Source organism: Paraburkholderia tagetis (genome assembly GCF_022213065.1).
Taxonomy (GTDB): Bacteria; Pseudomonadota; Gammaproteobacteria; order Burkholderiales; family Burkholderiaceae; genus Paraburkholderia; species Paraburkholderia tagetis.
This window is the reverse complement of the sequence record NZ_JAKLJA010000001.1, coordinates 451401-470288: the sequence shown is the minus strand read 5'-3', so window position 1 is coordinate 470288 and position 18888 is coordinate 451401. Positions and strand designations below refer to the sequence as shown.

Annotated in this window: 16 protein-coding genes; 12 read left to right on the top strand and 4 right to left on the bottom strand. The window is 62.3% G+C overall.

Annotated elements, in window-relative coordinates; translation table 11 throughout:
- Positions 1–41 precede the first annotated feature (41 nt).
- The 3 genes from L5014_RS01990 to L5014_RS01980 all read right to left on the bottom strand — a co-directional run bounded on the left by L5014_RS01990 (position 42) and on the right by L5014_RS01980 (position 3157).
- The gene (locus L5014_RS01990) at positions 42–1007 is read right to left on the bottom strand and encodes a PDR/VanB family oxidoreductase (RefSeq protein WP_238461892.1); all 966 of its coding nucleotides are present in this window, start codon (positions 1005–1007) and stop codon (positions 42–44) included.
- 12 nt (positions 1008–1019) lie between these two features.
- On the bottom strand, positions 1020–1802 hold the full coding sequence (locus tag L5014_RS01985) for an SDR family NAD(P)-dependent oxidoreductase (protein ID WP_238462131.1): 783 nt from the start codon (positions 1800–1802) through the stop codon (positions 1020–1022).
- 83 nt (positions 1803–1885) lie between these two features.
- Entirely contained in the window at positions 1886–3157 is a 1272-nt protein-coding gene (locus L5014_RS01980; RefSeq protein WP_238461891.1) for an aromatic ring-hydroxylating dioxygenase subunit alpha, read from the bottom strand.
- Positions 3158–3318: 161 nt separating this feature from the next.
- Here L5014_RS01980 and L5014_RS01975 point away from each other — a divergent pair, with 161 nt between their 5' ends.
- From L5014_RS01975 to L5014_RS01945, 7 genes are all read left to right on the top strand, one after another.
- A complete protein-coding gene (locus L5014_RS01975) occupies positions 3319–4077 on the top strand; it encodes an IclR family transcriptional regulator (protein WP_238461890.1) in 759 nt (252 codons plus the stop codon).
- A gap of 116 nt (positions 4078–4193) precedes the next feature.
- A complete protein-coding gene (locus tag L5014_RS01970) occupies positions 4194–5297 on the top strand; it encodes a LacI family DNA-binding transcriptional regulator (protein ID WP_238461889.1) in 1104 nt (367 codons plus the stop codon).
- A gap of 75 nt (positions 5298–5372) precedes the next feature.
- Positions 5373–6347 carry a substrate-binding domain-containing protein gene (locus L5014_RS01965; protein WP_238461888.1) on the top strand — a complete coding sequence of 325 codons (975 nt, stop codon included), beginning with the start codon at positions 5373–5375 and terminating at the stop codon, positions 6345–6347.
- Between the two features lie 37 nt (positions 6348–6384).
- On the top strand, positions 6385–7905 hold the full coding sequence (locus tag L5014_RS01960) for a sugar ABC transporter ATP-binding protein (RefSeq protein ID WP_238461887.1): 1521 nt from the start codon (positions 6385–6387) through the stop codon (positions 7903–7905).
- 79 nt (positions 7906–7984) lie between these two features.
- Positions 7985–9298 carry an ABC transporter permease gene (locus tag L5014_RS01955; RefSeq protein WP_238461886.1) on the top strand — a complete coding sequence of 438 codons (1314 nt, stop codon included), beginning with the start codon at positions 7985–7987 and terminating at the stop codon, positions 9296–9298.
- Positions 9299–9564: 266 nt separating this feature from the next.
- Positions 9565–10098 carry a hypothetical protein gene (locus tag L5014_RS01950; protein WP_238461885.1) on the top strand — a complete coding sequence of 178 codons (534 nt, stop codon included), beginning with the start codon at positions 9565–9567 and terminating at the stop codon, positions 10096–10098.
- Positions 10099–10226: 128 nt separating this feature from the next.
- Entirely contained in the window at positions 10227–11216 is a 990-nt protein-coding gene (locus L5014_RS01945; protein ID WP_238461884.1) for an AraC family transcriptional regulator, read from the top strand.
- Positions 11217–11259: 43 nt separating this feature from the next.
- On the opposite strand, the gene L5014_RS01940 is transcribed toward L5014_RS01945, so the two are convergent.
- Entirely contained in the window at positions 11260–12558 is a 1299-nt protein-coding gene (locus tag L5014_RS01940) for an L-fuconate dehydratase (protein WP_238461883.1), read from the bottom strand.
- A gap of 113 nt (positions 12559–12671) precedes the next feature.
- Here L5014_RS01940 and L5014_RS01935 point away from each other — a divergent pair, with 113 nt between their 5' ends.
- The 5 genes from L5014_RS01935 to L5014_RS01915 all read left to right on the top strand — a co-directional run bounded on the left by L5014_RS01935 (position 12672) and on the right by L5014_RS01915 (position 18822).
- Complete coding sequence (locus tag L5014_RS01935) at positions 12672–13433, top strand: GntR family transcriptional regulator (RefSeq protein ID WP_238461882.1); 762 nt, start codon at positions 12672–12674, stop codon at positions 13431–13433.
- Positions 13434–13494: 61 nt separating this feature from the next.
- Positions 13495–15006 carry a sugar ABC transporter ATP-binding protein gene (locus L5014_RS01930; RefSeq protein ID WP_238461881.1) on the top strand — a complete coding sequence of 504 codons (1512 nt, stop codon included), beginning with the start codon at positions 13495–13497 and terminating at the stop codon, positions 15004–15006.
- 19 nt (positions 15007–15025) lie between these two features.
- On the top strand, positions 15026–16051 hold the full coding sequence (locus L5014_RS01925; RefSeq protein ID WP_035533349.1) for an ABC transporter permease: 1026 nt from the start codon (positions 15026–15028) through the stop codon (positions 16049–16051).
- 91 nt (positions 16052–16142) lie between these two features.
- Positions 16143–17084, top strand: coding sequence for an ABC transporter substrate-binding protein (locus tag L5014_RS01920; RefSeq protein WP_238461880.1), 942 nt, complete (start codon positions 16143–16145; stop codon positions 17082–17084).
- Between the two features lie 256 nt (positions 17085–17340).
- Positions 17341–18822 (top strand): UvrD-helicase domain-containing protein, encoded by a 1482-nt coding sequence (locus L5014_RS01915; protein WP_238461879.1) that lies wholly within the window; start codon positions 17341–17343, stop codon positions 18820–18822.
- Positions 18823–18888 lie beyond the last annotated feature (66 nt).

Below are 18888 nucleotides of genomic sequence, written 5' to 3'. Positions count from 1 at the left end.
GCTTTGGAATGGTTTTGGTTGTCCTGGGATGGGCGATGCCGCTAGAGATCGAGCACGAGCAATTTCGACTTCGCGCGCGAGCAGCAAGGCAGGAACTGGTCGTTGCGGGCCTGCTCCTCGGGCGAAAGATAGAGATCGCGATGATCGGGCTCTCCATCGAGCACGCGCGTGATGCAGGTTCCGCAGATGCCTTGCTCGCAGGAGACGGGGACGTCAACGCCGGCGTCGGCGAGCGCCTGCGTGATCGTGCGCTCCGCGGGGATCGCCACGATGCGCCCGCTGCGCGCCAGCCGGACCTCGAACTCTGCATCGTTCGCATGACTCACTGGCGCCGCCGCGAAAAACTCGTAGTGCAGCTGATGCTCGGGCCAGAGCGCCGAGCGCGCCGTATCGAGCACGGCCTGCATGAATCCCTGCGGACCGCAGACATACAGATGGGTGTCGGGTTGCGGCGTGGCGAGCAGCGCGCGCAAATCGAGGCGCTGGGCGTCGTCGCCATCGTCGAAATGATACTGGACGCACTCGGACCACGCAGCGCCTGCGATGCGTTCGAGAAATGCTGCGCGCGTGCGCGAGCGGGCGCAATAGTGCATCTCGAACTGCGCGTTCGCCCGGTCCAGATGCCCGGCCATGCAGAGCAGCGGCGTAAGTCCGATGCCGCCCGCCAGCAGCAGATGCTTCACGTTACCTTGGGCGAGCGGGAAATGATTGCGCGGCGCGCCGATGCGAATCTCGTCGCCTTCACGCACGGCTTCGTGCATGGCCGCCGATCCGCCGCGCGACTGGGCGTCGCGCAATACTGCGATCTGGTAGCGGTGGCGCTCCTCCGTCGAATTGCACAACGAATACTGTCTGACGAGGCCGCCGGGAACGTGCACGTCGATATGCGCACCCGCATCGAATGCGGGCAGCGCGCGACCGTCGGGGCTCGCGAATTCGAAGCTGACGATGTCTTCGGCCTCGATGTGCCGGCGCACGACGCGCAGCGTAAGCGTAGAGTCGTTCATGCCCATCATCCTTTACATGATCGACAGGCCGCCATCGACCATCAGCGTGGTGCCGGTGATGAACGATGCTTCGTCGCTGGCGAGCCAGAGAATCGGCCATGCGACTTCTTCGGGGCTGGCCCAACGGCCGATCAGCGACGTGTCCTGCCGCTGGGTCTTGAGCGCCTCGACGCTGTTGCCGGCAGCACGCGCGCGATTGACGTGAAAGTCGGTGAGGGTGGAGCCCGGACATACCGCATTGATGCGCACGCCATGCGACGCTTCTTCGAAGGCGAGCGTGCGCGTCATCGCGAGCATGCCCGCCTTGGTCGCGTCGTAGAGGCCCATGCCCTTGCGGCCCGTCACGGCATAGCACGACGAAACATTGACGATGCTCGCCGCGCCCGACTGGCGGAGCAGGGGCAGCGCGGCTCTGCAATAGTTCGATGTTCCAATCAGATTGACCGAAACCATGTCCTGCCATTCGCTGGGCGTGGCGTCGGCCAGCGCGCTGTAATTGCGCATGGCCGCGTTGTTGACCAGGATGTCCAGCCGGCCGAACGAATCGGCGGCCAGGTGTGCCGCCTCGAGCGCCGCTGGCGCGTTCGCCACGTCGGCTGCGAAGGTCTTCACACGGGCCGAGGGATCGCGGGCGAGCAATTCGCCGGCGACGTGATCGAGCGCTTGCGCATTCGCGTCGACCAGCACGACGGCCGCGCCTTCGTCGCAGAAGACGCGGGCCGTCGCAGCGCCGATTCCGCCGCCGCCGCCCGTGATCAGCGCGACCTTGGCTTGAAGTCTTTTACCTTGCTGCATTGCATGCCGGCGCAACGCCGGCCTCCTTGTTTCGGATTACGAATGATGATTCGTGGCGCAAAGCCAGCGCCGGGCGAGCAGGATCAGATCGAGTAGACCGGCTGGTCCTTGCCGTCGGCAAGGTGAATCACGGCCCATTCCTGCGGCTTCTGCTCGCGCGGCAACAATGCCCCTGCCGCGCGCACGCGCTGCTGGTCGGCATCGATGGCCGGCGGATCGCTATCGGGAAGCAGCGCCGTGGCGGCCTCGTACAGCATGCGGCGCGCCATCACGATCGCGCGGTCCGTGGGCAGCAGCTTTTCTTTGCTGTGATCCTGGATCGGCCCCATGCTTTCCTGAAGCGACGCGTCCTGCATCGCAAAGCCGAACACGCCGGAATACGCGCGCTTGTCCTTCTGCGCCTGGCGATCGATCAGATAGTCGTTGTCCTTGTTGGCCCTGGGGCGGAACGTGCCCGGTTCGTATTCGCAGTGAATGCCCTTGCCGGCTTCCAGATCGCTCAGCTCCTGCTCGCTGAGCGGGCGATCCGGGCGGAAGTTGATGCTCCAGGCCCAGCAGTTGTGATCGTCGATGGGCACCCACACGTGGCCGGCCAGCGAGTGATCGCCGAAGGGCGGGATCAGCGTGTACCACGGGAACAGCCACTGCGTGATGCGCCAGTAGTACGAGTCCGGCTCGCCGTTGCGGCGGCCAAACAGCGTGAGGCCGAACGGCTGCTTCTCGATCTCGAAGATCACGTTGCCGTCCGCCTTGATGTAGTCGAGCGCCTTGGTGTCCTGGTGCATGGGGTCGTCGTCGACCTCATAGCGGTGCACATACGAAACGTGGCTCGTGTCGATGCCGCCTTCCATCGCTTGCAGATAGTTCGACTCCTGCAGTCGCTTCGAGACGAATACGTGGCTGTCCGGCAGGTTGCACCACTCCAGATCCGGCGGCGCCGGCTGGCGATCCTTCGGGCCCATGTAGGCCCACACAATGCCCGCGCGCTCGATGCACGGATAGGCGGTGATGCCAATGTGCTTGCAGGCCTGCGGGGCGGACGGCACGTCCACGCACTTCCCGTCGCGGTCGAACTTGAGACCGTGGTACGCGCAACGGATGCCGTTTTCCTCATTGCGGCCGAAATACAGCGACACGCCGCGATGCGAACAGAACTCGTCGATCAGCGCCGCCTTGCCTTCGGAATCGCGAAAAGCCAGCAGCTTCTCGCCCAGAATCTGTACGCGCACGGGCGGGCAGTCGGGCTCGGCGATCTCGCTCGCGAGCAGAATCGGCACCCAGTAGCGCCGCATCAGGTGACCCATTGCGGTTCCGGGGCCCGTGCGCACCAGTGTTTCTGACATGTTCTTGTCCATCGTCGTCCTCTGAATCGAATGCGGCGTTGTCCGCTGTGTGAGAATGTGATTTCATTCTACGGACATGTGAGATGAAGTCAAGCGGTCGGCAGGCGCTCGGCAAGCGGGACTTTCTCTACAATGTGCAGACGCTCCGCGCGGTAATAGAAAGGAAATTTCAGATGGAAGAAAAAAAGCCGCATGAAAGTGTGCGTGCAGTGGAAAGAGCGCTAGAAATTCTTCTTGCGTTCCAGCCTGGCGACAAGGAACTGACCGTTGCGGAACTCCTTACGCGCGTGAACCTGAGCCGGCCGACGCTGTATCGCCTGCTGAACACGCTGGAACAACGGGGTTTTCTTGCATCGGAGGGCGAGCCGCAGCGGTTTCGCCTCGGGAGCGCCGTTGCCCATCTGGCCCACGTCTGGATGAGCGACCACAGCATCGCGGATCTCGCGCAGCCGATGCTGCGCACTCTCTGGGAGCAAACGTCGGAAACGGTGGCCCTGTTCGTGCCCGATGGCGCCTGGCGTATCTGCGTCGCCGAGATGGAGAGCCCGCAGCCGCTCAGCTTCCGGCGCGGCGTGGGATATCGGGAGAAGCTCGTGTTGGGCGCAAGTGGACGCGCCATTCTTTCGCAGATGCAACTAACCGCCGATGCGCTGCGCCGCTATGTAGCCGATCCCGGCCAGGATCTCTCGCCGCTGCTCGCCGATATCGAACGGATTCGCACACAAGGCTATGGCATGAGCCGTCACGAACTGATCGAGGGCGCCGTCGCCGTGGCCGCGCCGTTTTTCAACGGTGCGAACCAGATAGCGGGATCAATTTGCATTTTCGGACCCAGCGTGCGGGTGACGGACGAGCGGGTCGCTGAATTCGCCGAATTGCTCAAGCGCGAAGCGCGCAACCTGTCACAAGCGTTGGGGCAGCACGTCGTCTAGATTCGTCGGCTGGTGTTACCCGGTGCCATCGGGCACTTAGTAAAAGCCCTCCCTTGAAGCCTGAAAATCCGTTTCCTAATCTTTGAAACGTTTCATATTCAGGCTGAAAGATCGGCATGGACGACCGAAAAAAGGGTGCCAGCACGCTCAAGGACGTCGCGAACGCGGCGGGGGTTTCGCTCGGCACGGCGTCGAAGGCGCTCGCGGGCGCCACGAGCGTAAGCGAAGCGCGGCGGCGCCAGGTCTGGGAGGCGGCGCGCAAACTCGGCTACCGGCGCAACAGCCTGGCCGCCGAACTGCGCAGTTGCCGCTCGACCTCGATTGGCTTCGTCGTGCCCGACCTGACCAATTCGTTCTTCATCGAACTGGTTTGCGCGCTCGAAGACCATGCGCTCGAATGCGGCTACCGGCTCATCCTGGCGCACGCCCAGGAGGATCCCGAACGCGAAGCGGAGCGCATCCGCTTCGTGCTTTCCCGGCAGGTGGCCGGCATGATCATCATCCCGTGCCACGGCTACGCGCACGCAATCAGCGAACTGCGCGAATGCAATGTGCCGCTCGTGATGGCCGATCGTGTCGACAACAGCTTTCCCGCCAACACCGTCACCACCGACAGCCATCGCGCCGCGATGGACGGCACCGGGCATCTGATCGCGCTTGGCCACCGGCGCATCACGTTCATCGTCAACGCGCTCGACCTCGTCAACAGCCGCGAGCGCGCGCAGGGCTATAGGGAAGCGATGCGGCAAGCCGGGCTCGAGCAGCACGCCAAGGTCGTCGTGTGCGGCATGAGCGATACGGAAAGCCACGCGACGACGCTTGGCGTGCTCTCCGCACGCGAGCGGCCGACGGCGCTTTTCACCGGCGCCAATGTTGCGACGCTCGGCGCGCTGCGGGCGATTCGCGATGCCGGGCTGCGGCTGCCGGAAGACATCTCGCTGCTCTCGTTCGACGATGCGCCGTGGATGTCGGTGCTGCGCCCCGGCATCAGCTCGATTCGTCAGCCGGTGGAGGCTATCGGCCGGGCGATCTGGAATCTGCTGCACCAGCAGTTGCAGGGCGAACACCCGGAAATCGTGCACTTGCGTATGCGTGCCGATTTGCGGGTTCGCGAAAGCACGGCCGCGGTGCCCGCCGTGCCCGCCGTGACTGCCGTGCCCGCGGTGCCGTATGACCCATGCGGCGAGACCTCGCCTGCATCCACAGCACCGCCGCTATAACGTTTTATTTTCTGTAGCCCCCCGTGGCGGGCCACGCGTGCGCCGCCCGGTTCATACGACAAAGGAGACAAGACGATGGACAGTCAACGACGCCTGCTTGTTGCGGGTCTGGCCGCGGTGCCGCTTGCCGGTGCAGCGGGTGTTCTCGGGACGCTGGTGAGCGCATCTGCGTTCGGGCAGCAGAAAAAATACCGCTTTGGCTTTTCTCAGGTGACGACGGTCGAGCCTTGGCGCGTCCAGTTCAACAAGGACATGAAAGCCGAAGCCGGGAAGCATCCCGAGGTCGATCTCGTGATTGCCGATGCAGGCGATCGCACCGACAAGCAAAACGCGGACATGGAGAATTTCATCGCCCAGAAGATGGACGCGATCTTCATTTCGCCCAAGGAGTCGGCGGGGTTGACCGGGGTGGTGGAAAAGGCCTTCAAGGCGGGCATTCCCGTGTTCGTGCTCGATCGCGAAGTGAACGGCAATGACTATACGCAGTTCATCGGCGGCGACAACGTGCAGATCGGCCGTGAAGCAGGGTCGTTCGTCGTCAAGCTATTAGGCGGGCCGGGGCATGCCCAGGGCAATCTGGTCGAAGTGTGGGGCGGCTTTGGCGCGCAGCCCGCGCATGATCGTCACGATGGCGCGTTCAGCGTGATCAGCAAGGAGCCCGGCATCAAGCTCGTGGGCGAGCGCGTGGACTGCGACTGGAAGCAGGACAAGGCCTACGAGTATATGAAGACGGTGCTGCGCGTGAATTCGAAAATCGACGTGGTCTATGGCCACAACGATCCCATGGCCTACGGCGCCTACCTCGCGGCCAAGGACGCGGGACGCGACAAGAGCATCAAGTTCGTGGGCATCGACGGCTTGCCTCAGGAGGGCGCCACGTGGGTCGAGCACGGGCTGCTGGCCGGCACATTCATGTATCCCACGCCCGGCGCCGAGGGCATTCGCCAGGCGCTCAAGTTGCTGCACGGCGAAAAAATTCCGAAGAAGGTCACCTTGCCCACCCAAGGCATCTTCGCCGACAACGCCAAGGCTTATATCGCCAGTCACTAAGTTGCCAGTCACTGAGTCGCCAGCCGGAGGGGCCTGAATGAATGCTGTCGTTCCCGCACCGCTGATCGAAGCGGACGGTTTGTCGATCTCGTTCAACGGCAGCGCCGTGCTGTCGAGCGTCGACTTCGATGTCATGGCAGGAGAGGTGCACGCGCTCGTTGGCGAGAACGGCGCGGGCAAATCCAGTCTGATGAAGATGCTGGGCGGGCTGTACACGCCGGACAGCGGCACGATCCGCGTGCGGGGCGCACCTGCGCGGCTCGCGAGCGTGAACGACGCCATCGATGCCGGGATCGCGCTCATCCATCAGGAGCTCAATCTGGTGGATACGCTCTCGGCAGTCGACAACATTTTTCTGGGCAAGGAGCCGCGCACGCGCTTCGGTTTTCCCGACCGGCGCGCGATGCGGGCGGCGGCGCGCGGCGTGCTCGATCAACTGGGTTTCCGGGCGGATCCCGAAACGCTCGTCGGCACGTTGCGGGTGGGCGAAAAGCAGTTGGTCGAAATCGCCAAGTCGCTGGTGGCCGATGCGAAAGTCCTGATCATGGACGAACCAACATCGGCGCTTTCCGACGTGGAGACCCACGCGCTGCTCACGCTCACGAAACGGCTGCGCGAACGCGGCATGGGCATCGTGCTGATCAGCCATCGGCTAGGCGAGGTCTTTGCCGTGGCCGACCGCGTCACCGTGCTGCGCGATGGCCGGCGCATCTCGACGCTGCCGGTGGCGCAGGTCGAATCGTCGACGGCGCTGGTCTCGATGATGATCGGCAAGGACTTCGCACCGCCGGAGCGGGCGGAGGACGAGGCGCCGCGCACGCGCAGCACGAGCATCGAAGTGCGCGACCTCACGCTTTGGGGCCCGGCCCGCGCGATGGTGCGCGATGTGTCGTTCTCGGTGCTCGAGGGCGAGGTGTTTGGCCTTTCGGGTCTGCTTGGCGCGGGCAAGACCGAGGTGCTCGAAGCGATCTACGGAATATCGGCCTATGCGCAGGAGGGCAGCATTGCCGTGGCGGGGCGGCAGCGATCATTCAGGTCTCCAGACGAAGCGGCCGAGGCCGGGCTCGCGTTCGTGACCGAGGACCGCAAAAAGGACGGACTCGTGCTCGACCAGTCGCTCGAAGCGAATTTCATGCTGCCTTCCTTGCCGCGCGTGCCGGGCTTTCCGCTCTATCTTCGGCGCCGGCTGTGCGGCCGGATCGCCGAGCAGGCCAGCGCGTCGCGGGTCAAGCATCGCAGCCTCGCGCAGGCTGCCAATAGCCTGTCCGGCGGCAATCAGCAAAAGCTCATCATCGGCAAATGGCTGATGACGCGGCCGCGCATTCTGCTGCTCGACGAGCCGACGCGCGGCGTGGACGTCGCCGCCAAAGCGGAAATTTACCGGCAGATTCTCGGCGCGGCGCGCGCAGGCGTGACCGTGCTGATTGCCAGCTCCGAGATCGACGAATTGACCTTGCTGTGCGATCGCATTCTCGTCCTGTGCGAAGGGCGCGCGAAACGGGTCCTGCCGCGCAGCGATTTTTCCGGCGATGAGCTCGTTCGTCTCGCCTCTCCTTGAACGCATCGATCGTGACGACGCTTGAAACCTGTTTGAAACGTATTCGAAACGTAATCGGACATCGCCTTGGAGGCTGACCATGCTGCATGTGCAGGACCATGTTGCCGAGCCGGATGCGCCCACGCGCAGGCGCCAACTGAGTACGCTGATGACGCACTTGAAGTACTACCTCGGACTCATTTTGCTGCTCGTGGTGGGCGCCTTCACGTCGCCGCATGCGAGCGACGGCAGCAATATCTTTCTGTCGAGCGCCAATATCTCCGATGTGTTTCGCCAGGTCGCCAATGTCGGCGTGATGTCGATCGGCATGACACTCGTGATCATCACCGCGGGCATCGACCTGTCGGTTGGGGCCATCATGGGTTTGGGCAGCGTGCTCACGGCCATGCTGCTCACCACCGATGGATGGAGCCGGGCGACTTACGCGTCGCTGGTGCTCAACGCGCTCGCCGTATTCTCGATCGTTTTTATCGTGCTGGGCGCATGGCGCAAAGCGTCGCGCGCGCGCGGCGCACATTCAGGCGCACATTCAGGCGCCGCGCTTCCGGTGCTCGGGGTCATCGCGTTGCTGTGCGCGGCGCTTGCGTGCCTGTATATCGTGCAGCATGCGGCGCACCGCATGCCACTCGTTGGGGTGCTCTGGATCGTGCCGCTCGCGGGCTTCACGGTGGGCAGCATCAACGGATGGATCATCACGCGCGGGCGCATGCAGCCGTTTATCGTCACGCTCGCGGCCATGGTGGGCGTGCTGGGCGCGGCGCGACTGATTGCCGGACAGGACACCGCCGTCTATTCCATCTACAGCGGCACGAACGCCACGGCCGAAATCGAGAATCTGCGCGCGCTGCTGTTCAATCTGATTCCCGTACCCGCGCTTTGCTTTCTCGTGATCGCATCGATTTTTAGCTTCGTGATGAACCGGACCGTGTTCGGCAAATATCTCTATGCGATTGGCGGCAACGAGAAATGCGCCGTGGTTTCCGGACTCAACGTCAACCGCTACAAGATGATGGCGTATGCCATTTCCGGTTTGCTCTCGGCGCTCGTGGGCGTGCTCTATGCGGCGCAATACCGGCAGGGAAAGGCCGATGCGGGAATAGGCTGGGAACTCGATGCAATCGCGGCCGTCGTGATTGGCGGAACGAGCCTCATGGGCGGCGTGGGGCGCATCTCGGGCACGGTGGTGGGCGTGCTCATCTTCGGCTTTCTCGGCAACATTCTGCTGCTCAACGACATCGACAGCAATACTCAACTCGTGCTCAAAGGCCTGATTATCGTGATCGCCGTGTTCCTGCAGCAAACCGAGTTCGGACGCGGCGGCTGGCTCAAGAAGATCAGGCGGCTCGAATGGATCGAGTGGATTGAGCGTATCAAGCGAAAGCGTAGCGAATAAACGAGGGTTGTTCTCCCCGGATTGGCGCGGCGCGTTTGGGCTTCTTGCCATGCGAGCCGCGCTAACTGTTAAAGAAGGTCAGGCATTCGTCAGCAATTGCAACGAGAGTAACAGTCCTCAAAAATCGAGGACTTCGTGCGCAAGGCTCGATAAAGTGGCCCTGCCTGCCGCATGGTGCGGCGAGCAAAAGATGACGGGCCGAGTCGATTCGGCTGCGACCATCAATGCTTTATCAATGCCTTATCGATGCCTTTAGGGAGAAAACCATGAACACGATCCGTACGATGTTGCTCGGCGCTGCATTGACCGCCTTCGCTACCACGGCCGCATTTGCGCAAACCAACCAGGCAGGCGCGCAGGGTTCGGCCGGTGTTGGCGCGAATGTCCAGACGCCGGTTCTCGGTGCCGGTGCGCAAGCAGGTGCAGGCGCGAACGCCGCGGGTACGGGTGCCGGCGCGGGCGGCCTCGTCGGCGGCGTGGTGAACGGCGCAGGCAAGGCCGTGGGCAACGCCGGCGAAGCCGCGGGCAACATCGCCGGCGGTGCGACGAACGCGGTGGGCGCGGCGGCCGAATCGGCACAGGGTGCCGCGAAGTCGGCCGCCCATTCGACGAAGCAGCATGCCAAGCATGTCGCCGCAACGACGAAGCATCACGCGCAAGGCGCGATGTCGAGCGCGGAGGAAGCCGTTGGCGGCGCGAAAGCGAAGGCCGATGAAACGCTCAACGGCGCGGCCGCGGCGCAGGGCGGGGCGTCGGTTGGGGTGAAGGGCTCGACGTCGGCGCAGGGCTCCTCGATGTAAGTCAAGACCATCATGCCAGCGCGACGCTCGACCCGCACGAGCCGTCGCGCTGGCATGCGCTGCGCAATGGCGCGGTTCGAATATTTGGCCTTGCTATACTCCCGATGCAGTTCAACCGGGAGAGATCGATGTCGCGACCAACGCTTCCTGAAGGGTCTGTGTCCCACGACCGGCTGGCTTTTTATCGCAAGCAGATTTGCGATATTGAAGATCTGCGGGAGCCAGTGAGAGGCAGCGACATCGAGATTTGCCAGATTGAAGCAGGCACGCTCACGGGGTCCGTCACGTATGGCATGCTGGGCGGCTTTTCGGTCAGCGTCGGACATTTTTCCCGAGCCGTGCGAGCGCGGGGCGTGATGTCAAAAGACAAGCAGATCGTGGGCATGCTGCTGGACCGCGAGCAGCCTGTTTCGCATTGGTGCTTTGACGTTGAACCCGGCGATGTCGTGTTCGCTGCCGCGGGAAGCGATCACGAAGGCAGTTACAAGGGCGCGGCAAGCTTCGCAACGATCGCACTCAGCCCAGCCGAGCTTGCCGAATTCATGAAGGGCGAGGGCGGTATTTCGGATTTCGACTTCTGGCAGCGGACAACGCGAGTCCGTCCCGATCCGCTCGTCGCGCAGTCGATTGCGGCCCGATTCAAGACACTCGTCGGCACGCTCGCTCAAGCCGGCCCCCATCTCTCGCCGGACAGTTCCGATTTCTGGGCTCGTGCGCTGGTGGAAGCCTTTGTCTATTCCGTTGCGAATGGCATTGCCATGAATGAGGACACCGCGCCGGTCAAATCCGCCATGATCGTGCGTCGGGTCGAAGATCTCCTCGACGCATATCGAGCCCGGCCCGTTCACATCTCCGAGATTTGCCAAACCCTCGACCTTTCTCGCAGAACGCTGCATCGCGCGTTTTCGGAGACGCTTGGCATTGGGCCCGTTACTTATTTGCGCCACCAGCGATTGCATGCGATTCGCGAAATCCTCCGGCAGGGCACGGCCGGTTCATCTTCGATAACGCGACTTGCCATGAGTTTCGGTTTCGACGATGTTGGCCGGTTTGCCGGCTACTATCGGAAACTCTTCGGCGAATTGCCTTCCGGAACCGTCAAGCGTTCCCATCGCTGATCAAGCCATGGCATCTTAACTTTGGTTCACAGATGGAGTGGAACTAAGGCCGCCACGCCTCGCCCTTGGGGAAAGCGTATCTGTCGAGCGAGTCCGGCTTCATTTCGATGCTGTAACCGGGCTTCTGAGGCGGCATGTACCGGCCATTGCGGATCACGACGGGTTCGACGAAATGCTCGTGCAGATGATCGACATACTCGAGCACGCGGTTCTCCAGCGACGCCGACACGCAGATATAGTCGAATAGCGAAATGTGTTGAACATACTCGCATAACCCCACGCCGCCCGCATGCGGACAGACGGGCACGCCAAACTTCGCGGCCATCAACAGCACAACGATCACTTCATTTAGTCCGCCTAACCGACAAGCGTCCACCTGACAAAAGTCGATCGCCTGTGCCTGCAACAACTGCTTGAACATCACGCGGTTGTGACAGTGCTCGCCCGTCGCCACTCCAATCGAGCCCAGACGCTGACGGATCGTCGCGTGGCCGAGAACATCGTCGGGGCTCGTCGGTTCTTCGATCCACCACGGGTCGAATTCCGCCAGACGTCGCATGTTCATCACCGCTTCGTCGACGTCCCACACCTGGTTTGCGTCCATCATCAGCTTCAGGTTTTCACCGATTTCCTCTCGCAGAATGCGAGCCCGCCGCGCGTCTTCGTCGAGATTGCCGCCTACTTTCTGCTTGAAATGCGTCCAGCCCCGCGCGACCCCTTCGCGCGCGAGGCGCCGGATCTTGTCGTCGTCGTAGCCGAGCCAGCCAGCCGAGGTCGTATAGGCGGGGTAGCCTTGCGCGAGCATTTCCGCTTCGCGCACGTCCTTGGTTTTCTCGTGGCGGTGCAGCATGGCTAGCGCTTCGTAAGGGGTGATCGCATCTGTTACGTAGCGAAAATCGAGGCAGCGCACGAGTTCCTCGGGGCTCATATCGACGAGAAGCTTCCACACTGGCTTGCCAACCGACTTCGCCCACAAGTCCCAAACGGCATTCACGACAGCTGCCGTAGCGAGATGAATCGCGCCTTTGTCCGGGCCGATCCAACGCAATTGGCTGTCGGAAGTGAATGCGCGCCAGAATGCGCCCATATTCGCGGCAATGTCTTCGAGACGTTTGCCAACGATGAGCGGCGTAAGCGCATTGACAGCCGTCACGCAGATTTCATTGCCGCGCCCGATCGTGAACGTGAGACCGTGTCCCGTGAGCTGGTGCGGCGAATCCGTTTCGAGCGTGACGTAAGTGGCGGAGTAGTCAGGCGCCGCATTCATTGCGTCGGAGCCGTCGAGCGAGCGCGAAGTGGGGAAGCGGATATCCCGGACGGACAGCCTTGAGATCGTGGTCATCTGAACTCCCCACAGAGGGACGGCCGAAAACCAGGCCTGAGAGTCGGGGCCCGAAAACCAGGCCCAAAACCAGGCGTTTGCACGCGTTGACAACGCTAAATCCACTTTCTAGCATGCTAGCATGTCTCCTGGAAATCAAGCGTACCGTGAACTTTTCACCCGATGTAGCGAGTGCCGCCGGCAATCCTTATGTCGCACTGCAAAAGATCAGGGGCGGCGAACACGTCAGCTTGACCGACGCGGTTGAACAGGCGCTGAGAGATGCGATCCTGACGCTTGTGCTGGAACCCGGAATGATGATCGACAAGATTGCGGTCTGCGAACGGATGGGCGTATCGCGCTTTCCGGTTTCCGCCGCGCTGGCGAGGCTCGCCCATGCGGGTCTCGTCGAAGTGTTGCCGCAGCGCGGCACGCGCGTCAAACCGATTGCGCTCGACGACATCCGCCAGCACCTGTTCATCCGCAGTGCGCTCGAAGTCGAAACGGTGCGCGGTGTCGCGCTCATGCAGGACCCGGCCACGATCGATGCACTGGCCGAGAACCTCGACCAGCAGCGCAAGGTCACCGGGAACGGTCAGCGTCTTGCGTTTCACAGGCTCGACCTGGCCTTTCACGAAATCATGCTCGACGCGGTGAAGCTGCCGCGAGTCAAAGAAATCGTCGCGGTATCGCGCAATGCATTGGATCGCGCAAGACAATTGCTGGCGAGTCCTGAGCGTCTCGTGCACACGCTCGCCGAGCACGAACGCATTTTCGAAGCCATTCGCGCCAGCAACGCCGACGCGGCGGCAAAGGCGATGCATGACCATCTCGATCAGATGGTCGAGGAGTTGCACCGGTCCGCAAATGAACGGCCGGATCTTTTCGCACCTTAGGCTTGCCTGGCTTACGTTAAGCGATGCCCGCACTTCAACCCCTTTCGTGCACTTTTGCGCCATGACTCCGCTCATTTCCGTCAACCGGCTTAGCAAGAGCTTTCCCGGCGTGAGGGCGCTTCACGAGGTCCAGTTCGAACTCACGGCGGGCGAGGTGCACGCGCTGATGGGGGAAAACGGCGCGGGCAAGTCGACGCTGATGAAGATTCTCGCCGGCGTGTACACCCGCGATTCGGGCGATATTTTCTACGACGGCCGGCCCGTTGCGTTCGCGAGCCCGCGTGAGGCCCAGGCCGCGGGCGTGGGCATCATTCATCAGGAACTTCAGCTGATGAATCATTTGACCGTCGCGCAGAATATGTTCATCGGCCGCGAGCCGCGCGGCCGTTTTGGCCTGTTCCTCGACGAAGACAAACTCAATGCGCAGGCGCGCGCGATCCTCGAGCGCATGCACGTGCATCTCGACCCGCGTACCGTGGTCGGCACGCTCACGGTCGCCAGCCAGCAGATGGTTGAGATCGCGAAGGCCCTCTCGTTCGATTCGCGCGTGCTCATCATGGACGAGCCGACTTCCGCGCTCAACGACGCCGAGATCGCCGAACTCTTCCGGATTATTCGTCAGTTGAAGGCGCGCGGTGTCGGGATCATCTACATCTCGCACAAGATGGACGAGCTCAAGCAGATTTCCGACCGTGTGACCGTGTTGCGCGACGGCGAATACGTGGCCACCGTCGCCACCGCCGATACGAGCGTGCAGGCCATCATCGGCATGATGGTGGGCCGAACGCTCGCCGACGTCTCGCCTTATCCTGGTCCGGCGCACCAGGGCGAAATCGCGCTCGAAGTGAAGCATCTGAATGCCGGGCCGCTCGTCAGGGACGTGAGCTTCACGTTGCGCAAAGGCGAGATACTGGGCTTTGCCGGACTCATGGGCGCGGGTCGCACCGAGGTCGCGCGCGCCGTGTTCGGCGCGGACCCCGTCGAATCCGGCGAAGTCTTTGTGAAAGGCGTGAAGGCGCCGATCAGAAAGCCGAGCGACGCCGTCGCGCACCGGATTGGCTATCTCTCCGAAGACCGCAAGCGCTTCGGCCTCGCGACAGGCATGGACGTCGAATCGAACATCGTGATGTCCAACCTCGGCAAATACCTGTCGCTGAACCTGTTTTTGCGTCGCCTGCAGATACGCAAGACGGCGTCACATTTCATCAATCTGCTCGCCATCCGCACGCCTTCCGCGACGCAGCCGGTGCGGCTGCTCTCGGGTGGCAACCAGCAGAAGATCGTCATTGCGAAGTGGCTGGAGCGCGACTGCGACGTGCTCTTCTTCGATGAGCCGACGCGTGGCATCGATGTCGGCGCCAAGAGCGAGATCTACAAGCTCCTGCGTGCCCTTGCCGAACAAGGCAAGGCGATCGTGATGATCTCGTCGGAACTTCCGGAAATCCTGCGCATGAGTGACCGGATCGTAGTGATGTGCGAAGGCCGTATCACAGGCGAACTCGGCGCCAGTGAGGCGACGCAGGAGCGCATCATGCATCTCGCCACGCAGCGCGAAGCCTTGCAGGCGGCATGAAACTCGATAGGTTGAATCCATGACAATGCAATCGGATACTGCGGCGCTGTCCAACCAGAAGCGATTGTCCGGCTTCCGGGCGCGCATTTTCTCGCCGACTGCGCTGCAAAAGCTGCTCGCCTTTGCGAGCCTGATCCTGATGCTGATCTTTTTCAGCTTCGCGTCGCCTGCGTTCATGCAGATCGACAATATTCTCGGCATCCTGCAGGCGACGGCCGTCAACGGTGTGCTGGCCATCGCCAGCACATTCGTCATCATCACGGGGGGCATCGATTTGTCCGTCGGCACCTTGATGACCTTCACGGCGGTGATTTGCGGCGTGTTTCTCAGCTATTGGCATTTGCCGATGTGGATGGGCGTGCTCGCCGCGATTGGAACGGGCGCGTTGTGCGGATCCATTTCGGGAACGCTGGTGGCGAAAATGAAAATCCCGCCCTTCATCGCCACGCTGGGCATGATGCTGCTGCTCAAGGGGCTTTCGCTCGTCGTTTCGGCGGACAAGCCCATCTATTTCACCGACACCGAAAACTTCTACAGGATTTCGCAGGATTCGCTGATCGGCTACCTGCTGCCGAGCGTGCCTGTGCCGAACGCGGTGCTGATCCTGTTCCTGCTCGCTATTGTCAGCTCGATCACGCTCAATCGCACGGCGCTCGGCCGCTATACGTTTGCGCTCGGCAGCAATGAGGAGGCCGTGCGCCTTTCGGGTGTGAATGTCGACCGCTGGAAGGTCGCGATTTACGGTCTCGGCGGATCGATTTGCGGCATTGCAGGACTGCTTATCGCGTCGCGTCTGAATTCGGCGCAACCTGCGCTTGGTCAGGGGTACGAACTGGAAGCCATCGCGGCCGTCGTGATAGGCGGCACGTCGTTGAGCGGTGGCTCGGGCACGATACTCGGGACCATCATTGGCGCTTTCCTCATGAGCGTGCTGACCAACGGCTTGCGCATCATGTCGGTTGCGCAGGAATGGCAGATCGTGGTCACGGGCCTCATTATCATCCTCGCGGTCTACGCGGATATCTTGCGGCGCAAGAGGGGCTGAAAGAGGAGGTCGAAGCGGTAAAGAAAAGGGAGTACCCCAAGGCTCCCTGAATGGCTGGAGGTCAATGGACCACCTTAGGAGGAGAAACGTCATGTTGAAAAGAAAACTCATCAGTGCCGTAATCGGAGTCGGCGCGCTCGTGGGGGTGACCGGATTGACGTATGCTGAGGAACCCTACATTCCGCTCATCTCGAAGGGCTTTCAGCATCAGTTCTGGCAAGCCGTGAAATCCGGCGCGGAACAGTCGGCGAAGGAGAACAACGTCAGGATCACTTTCGAAGGCCCGGAAACGGAGGCTATGGTCGACAAGCAGATCGACATGCTCTCGGCCGCGCTCGCCAAGAAGCCGCAGGCGCTCGGCATTGCCGCGCTCGACAGCAAGGCGGCCATTCCGCTGCTCAAACGCGCACAGGCTAGCAAGATACCTGTGATTGCATTCGACTCGGGCGTCGACAGCGACATTCCGTTGACGACCTGCGCAACGGACAACCTTGCCGCCGCCGCGCTCGCCGCCGACAAGATGGCGGAGATGATTGGCAATTCAGGCGAAGTCGGCGTGATCGTGCACGACCAGACAAGCCGCACGGGTATCGATCGCCGCGACGGCTTTCTCAACGAAATGAAGACAAAGCATCCGGGCATCAAGATTGTTTCCGTGCAGTACGGCGGCGGCGACCATTTGAAGTCGGCGGAAATCGCCAAGGCCATGATCCAGGCCAACCCGAATATCAAGGGCATTTTTGGCGCCAATGAAGGTTCGGCGGAAGGCGCGGCGATTGGCGTCAAGGAATCGGGCAAAAAACTGGTGCTGATCGGCTACGACTCCGGCAAGGAGCAAAAGGAGGACATCACCTCCGGCCTGATGGCGGGCGCGATAACGCAGAACCCAGTCGGTATCGGCAAATGTGTGGTCGATTCCGCGGTAAAGGCGCTCAAAGGCGAGAAGTTGCCCAAGAAAGTCGACACGGGCTTTTACTGGTATGACAAGACCAATATGAAAGATCCGAAGATCGCTGCCGTGCTTTACGATTGATCGGCGTCGATTACGCGGGCCCAGGATCAATGCATGGATGCCATTGATCCTGGGCGGCATAAAACGGGCTTGAGCTTCTTGAGACGTGATGGACGCTGTTTGGCTCTCGCAACGCCAGATGTGCTGTTTCCTGTGATCAAACGCGGACGTGTCCTGATGACGCGTCCGGTGCCGCGCAGCGCTATCGGCTGTAGGCCATGCGAAAATCAGCGATTCCACATCGCCAGGAGCGACCGCACATGAGGTCTGGTATCTCGTGAAAAAGAGATTTGTCCCAACGGGCGAGCAGCAGGCCGTGATCGAGGCAGCGTTGCACGCCGGGGACCTGAAAATCAAGGCGTTTGCCGGCGCGGGCAAGACCTCCACACTCCAGCTCGTGGCCGAGCATTTCGGCCAGCGACGTGGCACGTACCTCGCATTCAACCGGGAAATCGCGGCAAGCGCGGCCCGGCGTTTTCCACCTCACGTCGGCGCACGGACGATGCATTCGCTGGCGTGGGCCTCCGTCAGCCCGTCGCTGCGAAACCGGATGAGTCTTCAGGGCGAGCCGCCGCACGAACTGGCTGCGCGTTATGGGCTTGGCCCGCTGGAAGTGCGGACAGTGACGGGCAAGGCCGTCGAGATCGCCCCGTTCGAGATCGGGCGGATGATCGCCGATGGGCTGGACAGGTTCTGCCGGTCCGCGGATATTCAACCCGCTGCGCAGCACATTGTCGTCGATGAAAAGATCGACGAAGCGGTGGCCGCGCAACTGCGCACCTGGCTGCTACCTTACGTCGGGCGGCTGTGGGAGGAGGGCGCAGCAGCGCGCTCCACGAGCGCCATTTCGCCTGATGTGCTCCTCAAGCTCTGGGCGTTCTCGGAGCCACGCATTGAAGCCGACTACATCCTCTTCGACGAAGCGCAGGACAGCGACGGTGTCATGCTGTCGGTCCTTGGCCGGCAGCGCCATGCGCAGATCATCTACGTGGGCGACCCTTACCAGCAGATCTACGAGTGGCGGGGTGCAGTCAATGCGATGGCGCAGATCGACGCGCCCGAATGCGCGCTCACGGAGTCGTTCCGCTTTGGCGCCACGTTCGCGGCGCTCGCCAGCCGACTGCTCGCACTGCTCGGTGAGCGCACGCCCATCCGTGGACAGGGCGCCATCGGCTCGATCATGGTGGAAGACCCCGCGCTGGCGCCGCCGGTCGATGCAATCCTGTGCCGCAAGAACGTCACGGCGATCTGGCAGTTCGCGGCGGCACTCGAGGCGGGACATCGACCGGCGATACGGATGAGTCCGGCCGAAATTCTCGCCTATGCCGACGGCGCGGACCGGCTGCTGGCCGGCCAACGCGCGTTCCGCCCGGCGGCGTTTTCGCTGTTCGAGACGTGGGGCGACGCACAGGCGTTTGCGCGCAGTGCATTCGGCCAGGACCTGCTGCCGGTTGTGCGCATCGTCGACGAACTGGGCACCGGCTATCTGCGGGCGCTGGCGCAGCGCTCGGCGGCGGAAGGCACCGCCGACTACGTGATCTCGACCGTCCACCGCGCCAAGGGCCTCGAATGGAAGCGGGTCAAGGTGGCGAACGATTTCCGCTTGCGGGGTGCCGATGGCAACCCGATGCCGGACGAGGATGAACTCCGGCTGCTCTACGTGGCCGTGACGCGTGCGCAGCATGTGCTCGATATCGCCGGGCTGCGCGATGAGCTGCTGCGGCACTTCAGTCTCCGGCGCGAGGACCGGCCGGCATAATGGGTGAAATCTGGCGTCGACTCATTCCGGCTGAAAGGCTACCCTTCGACGCAGGCGACTGCCAAT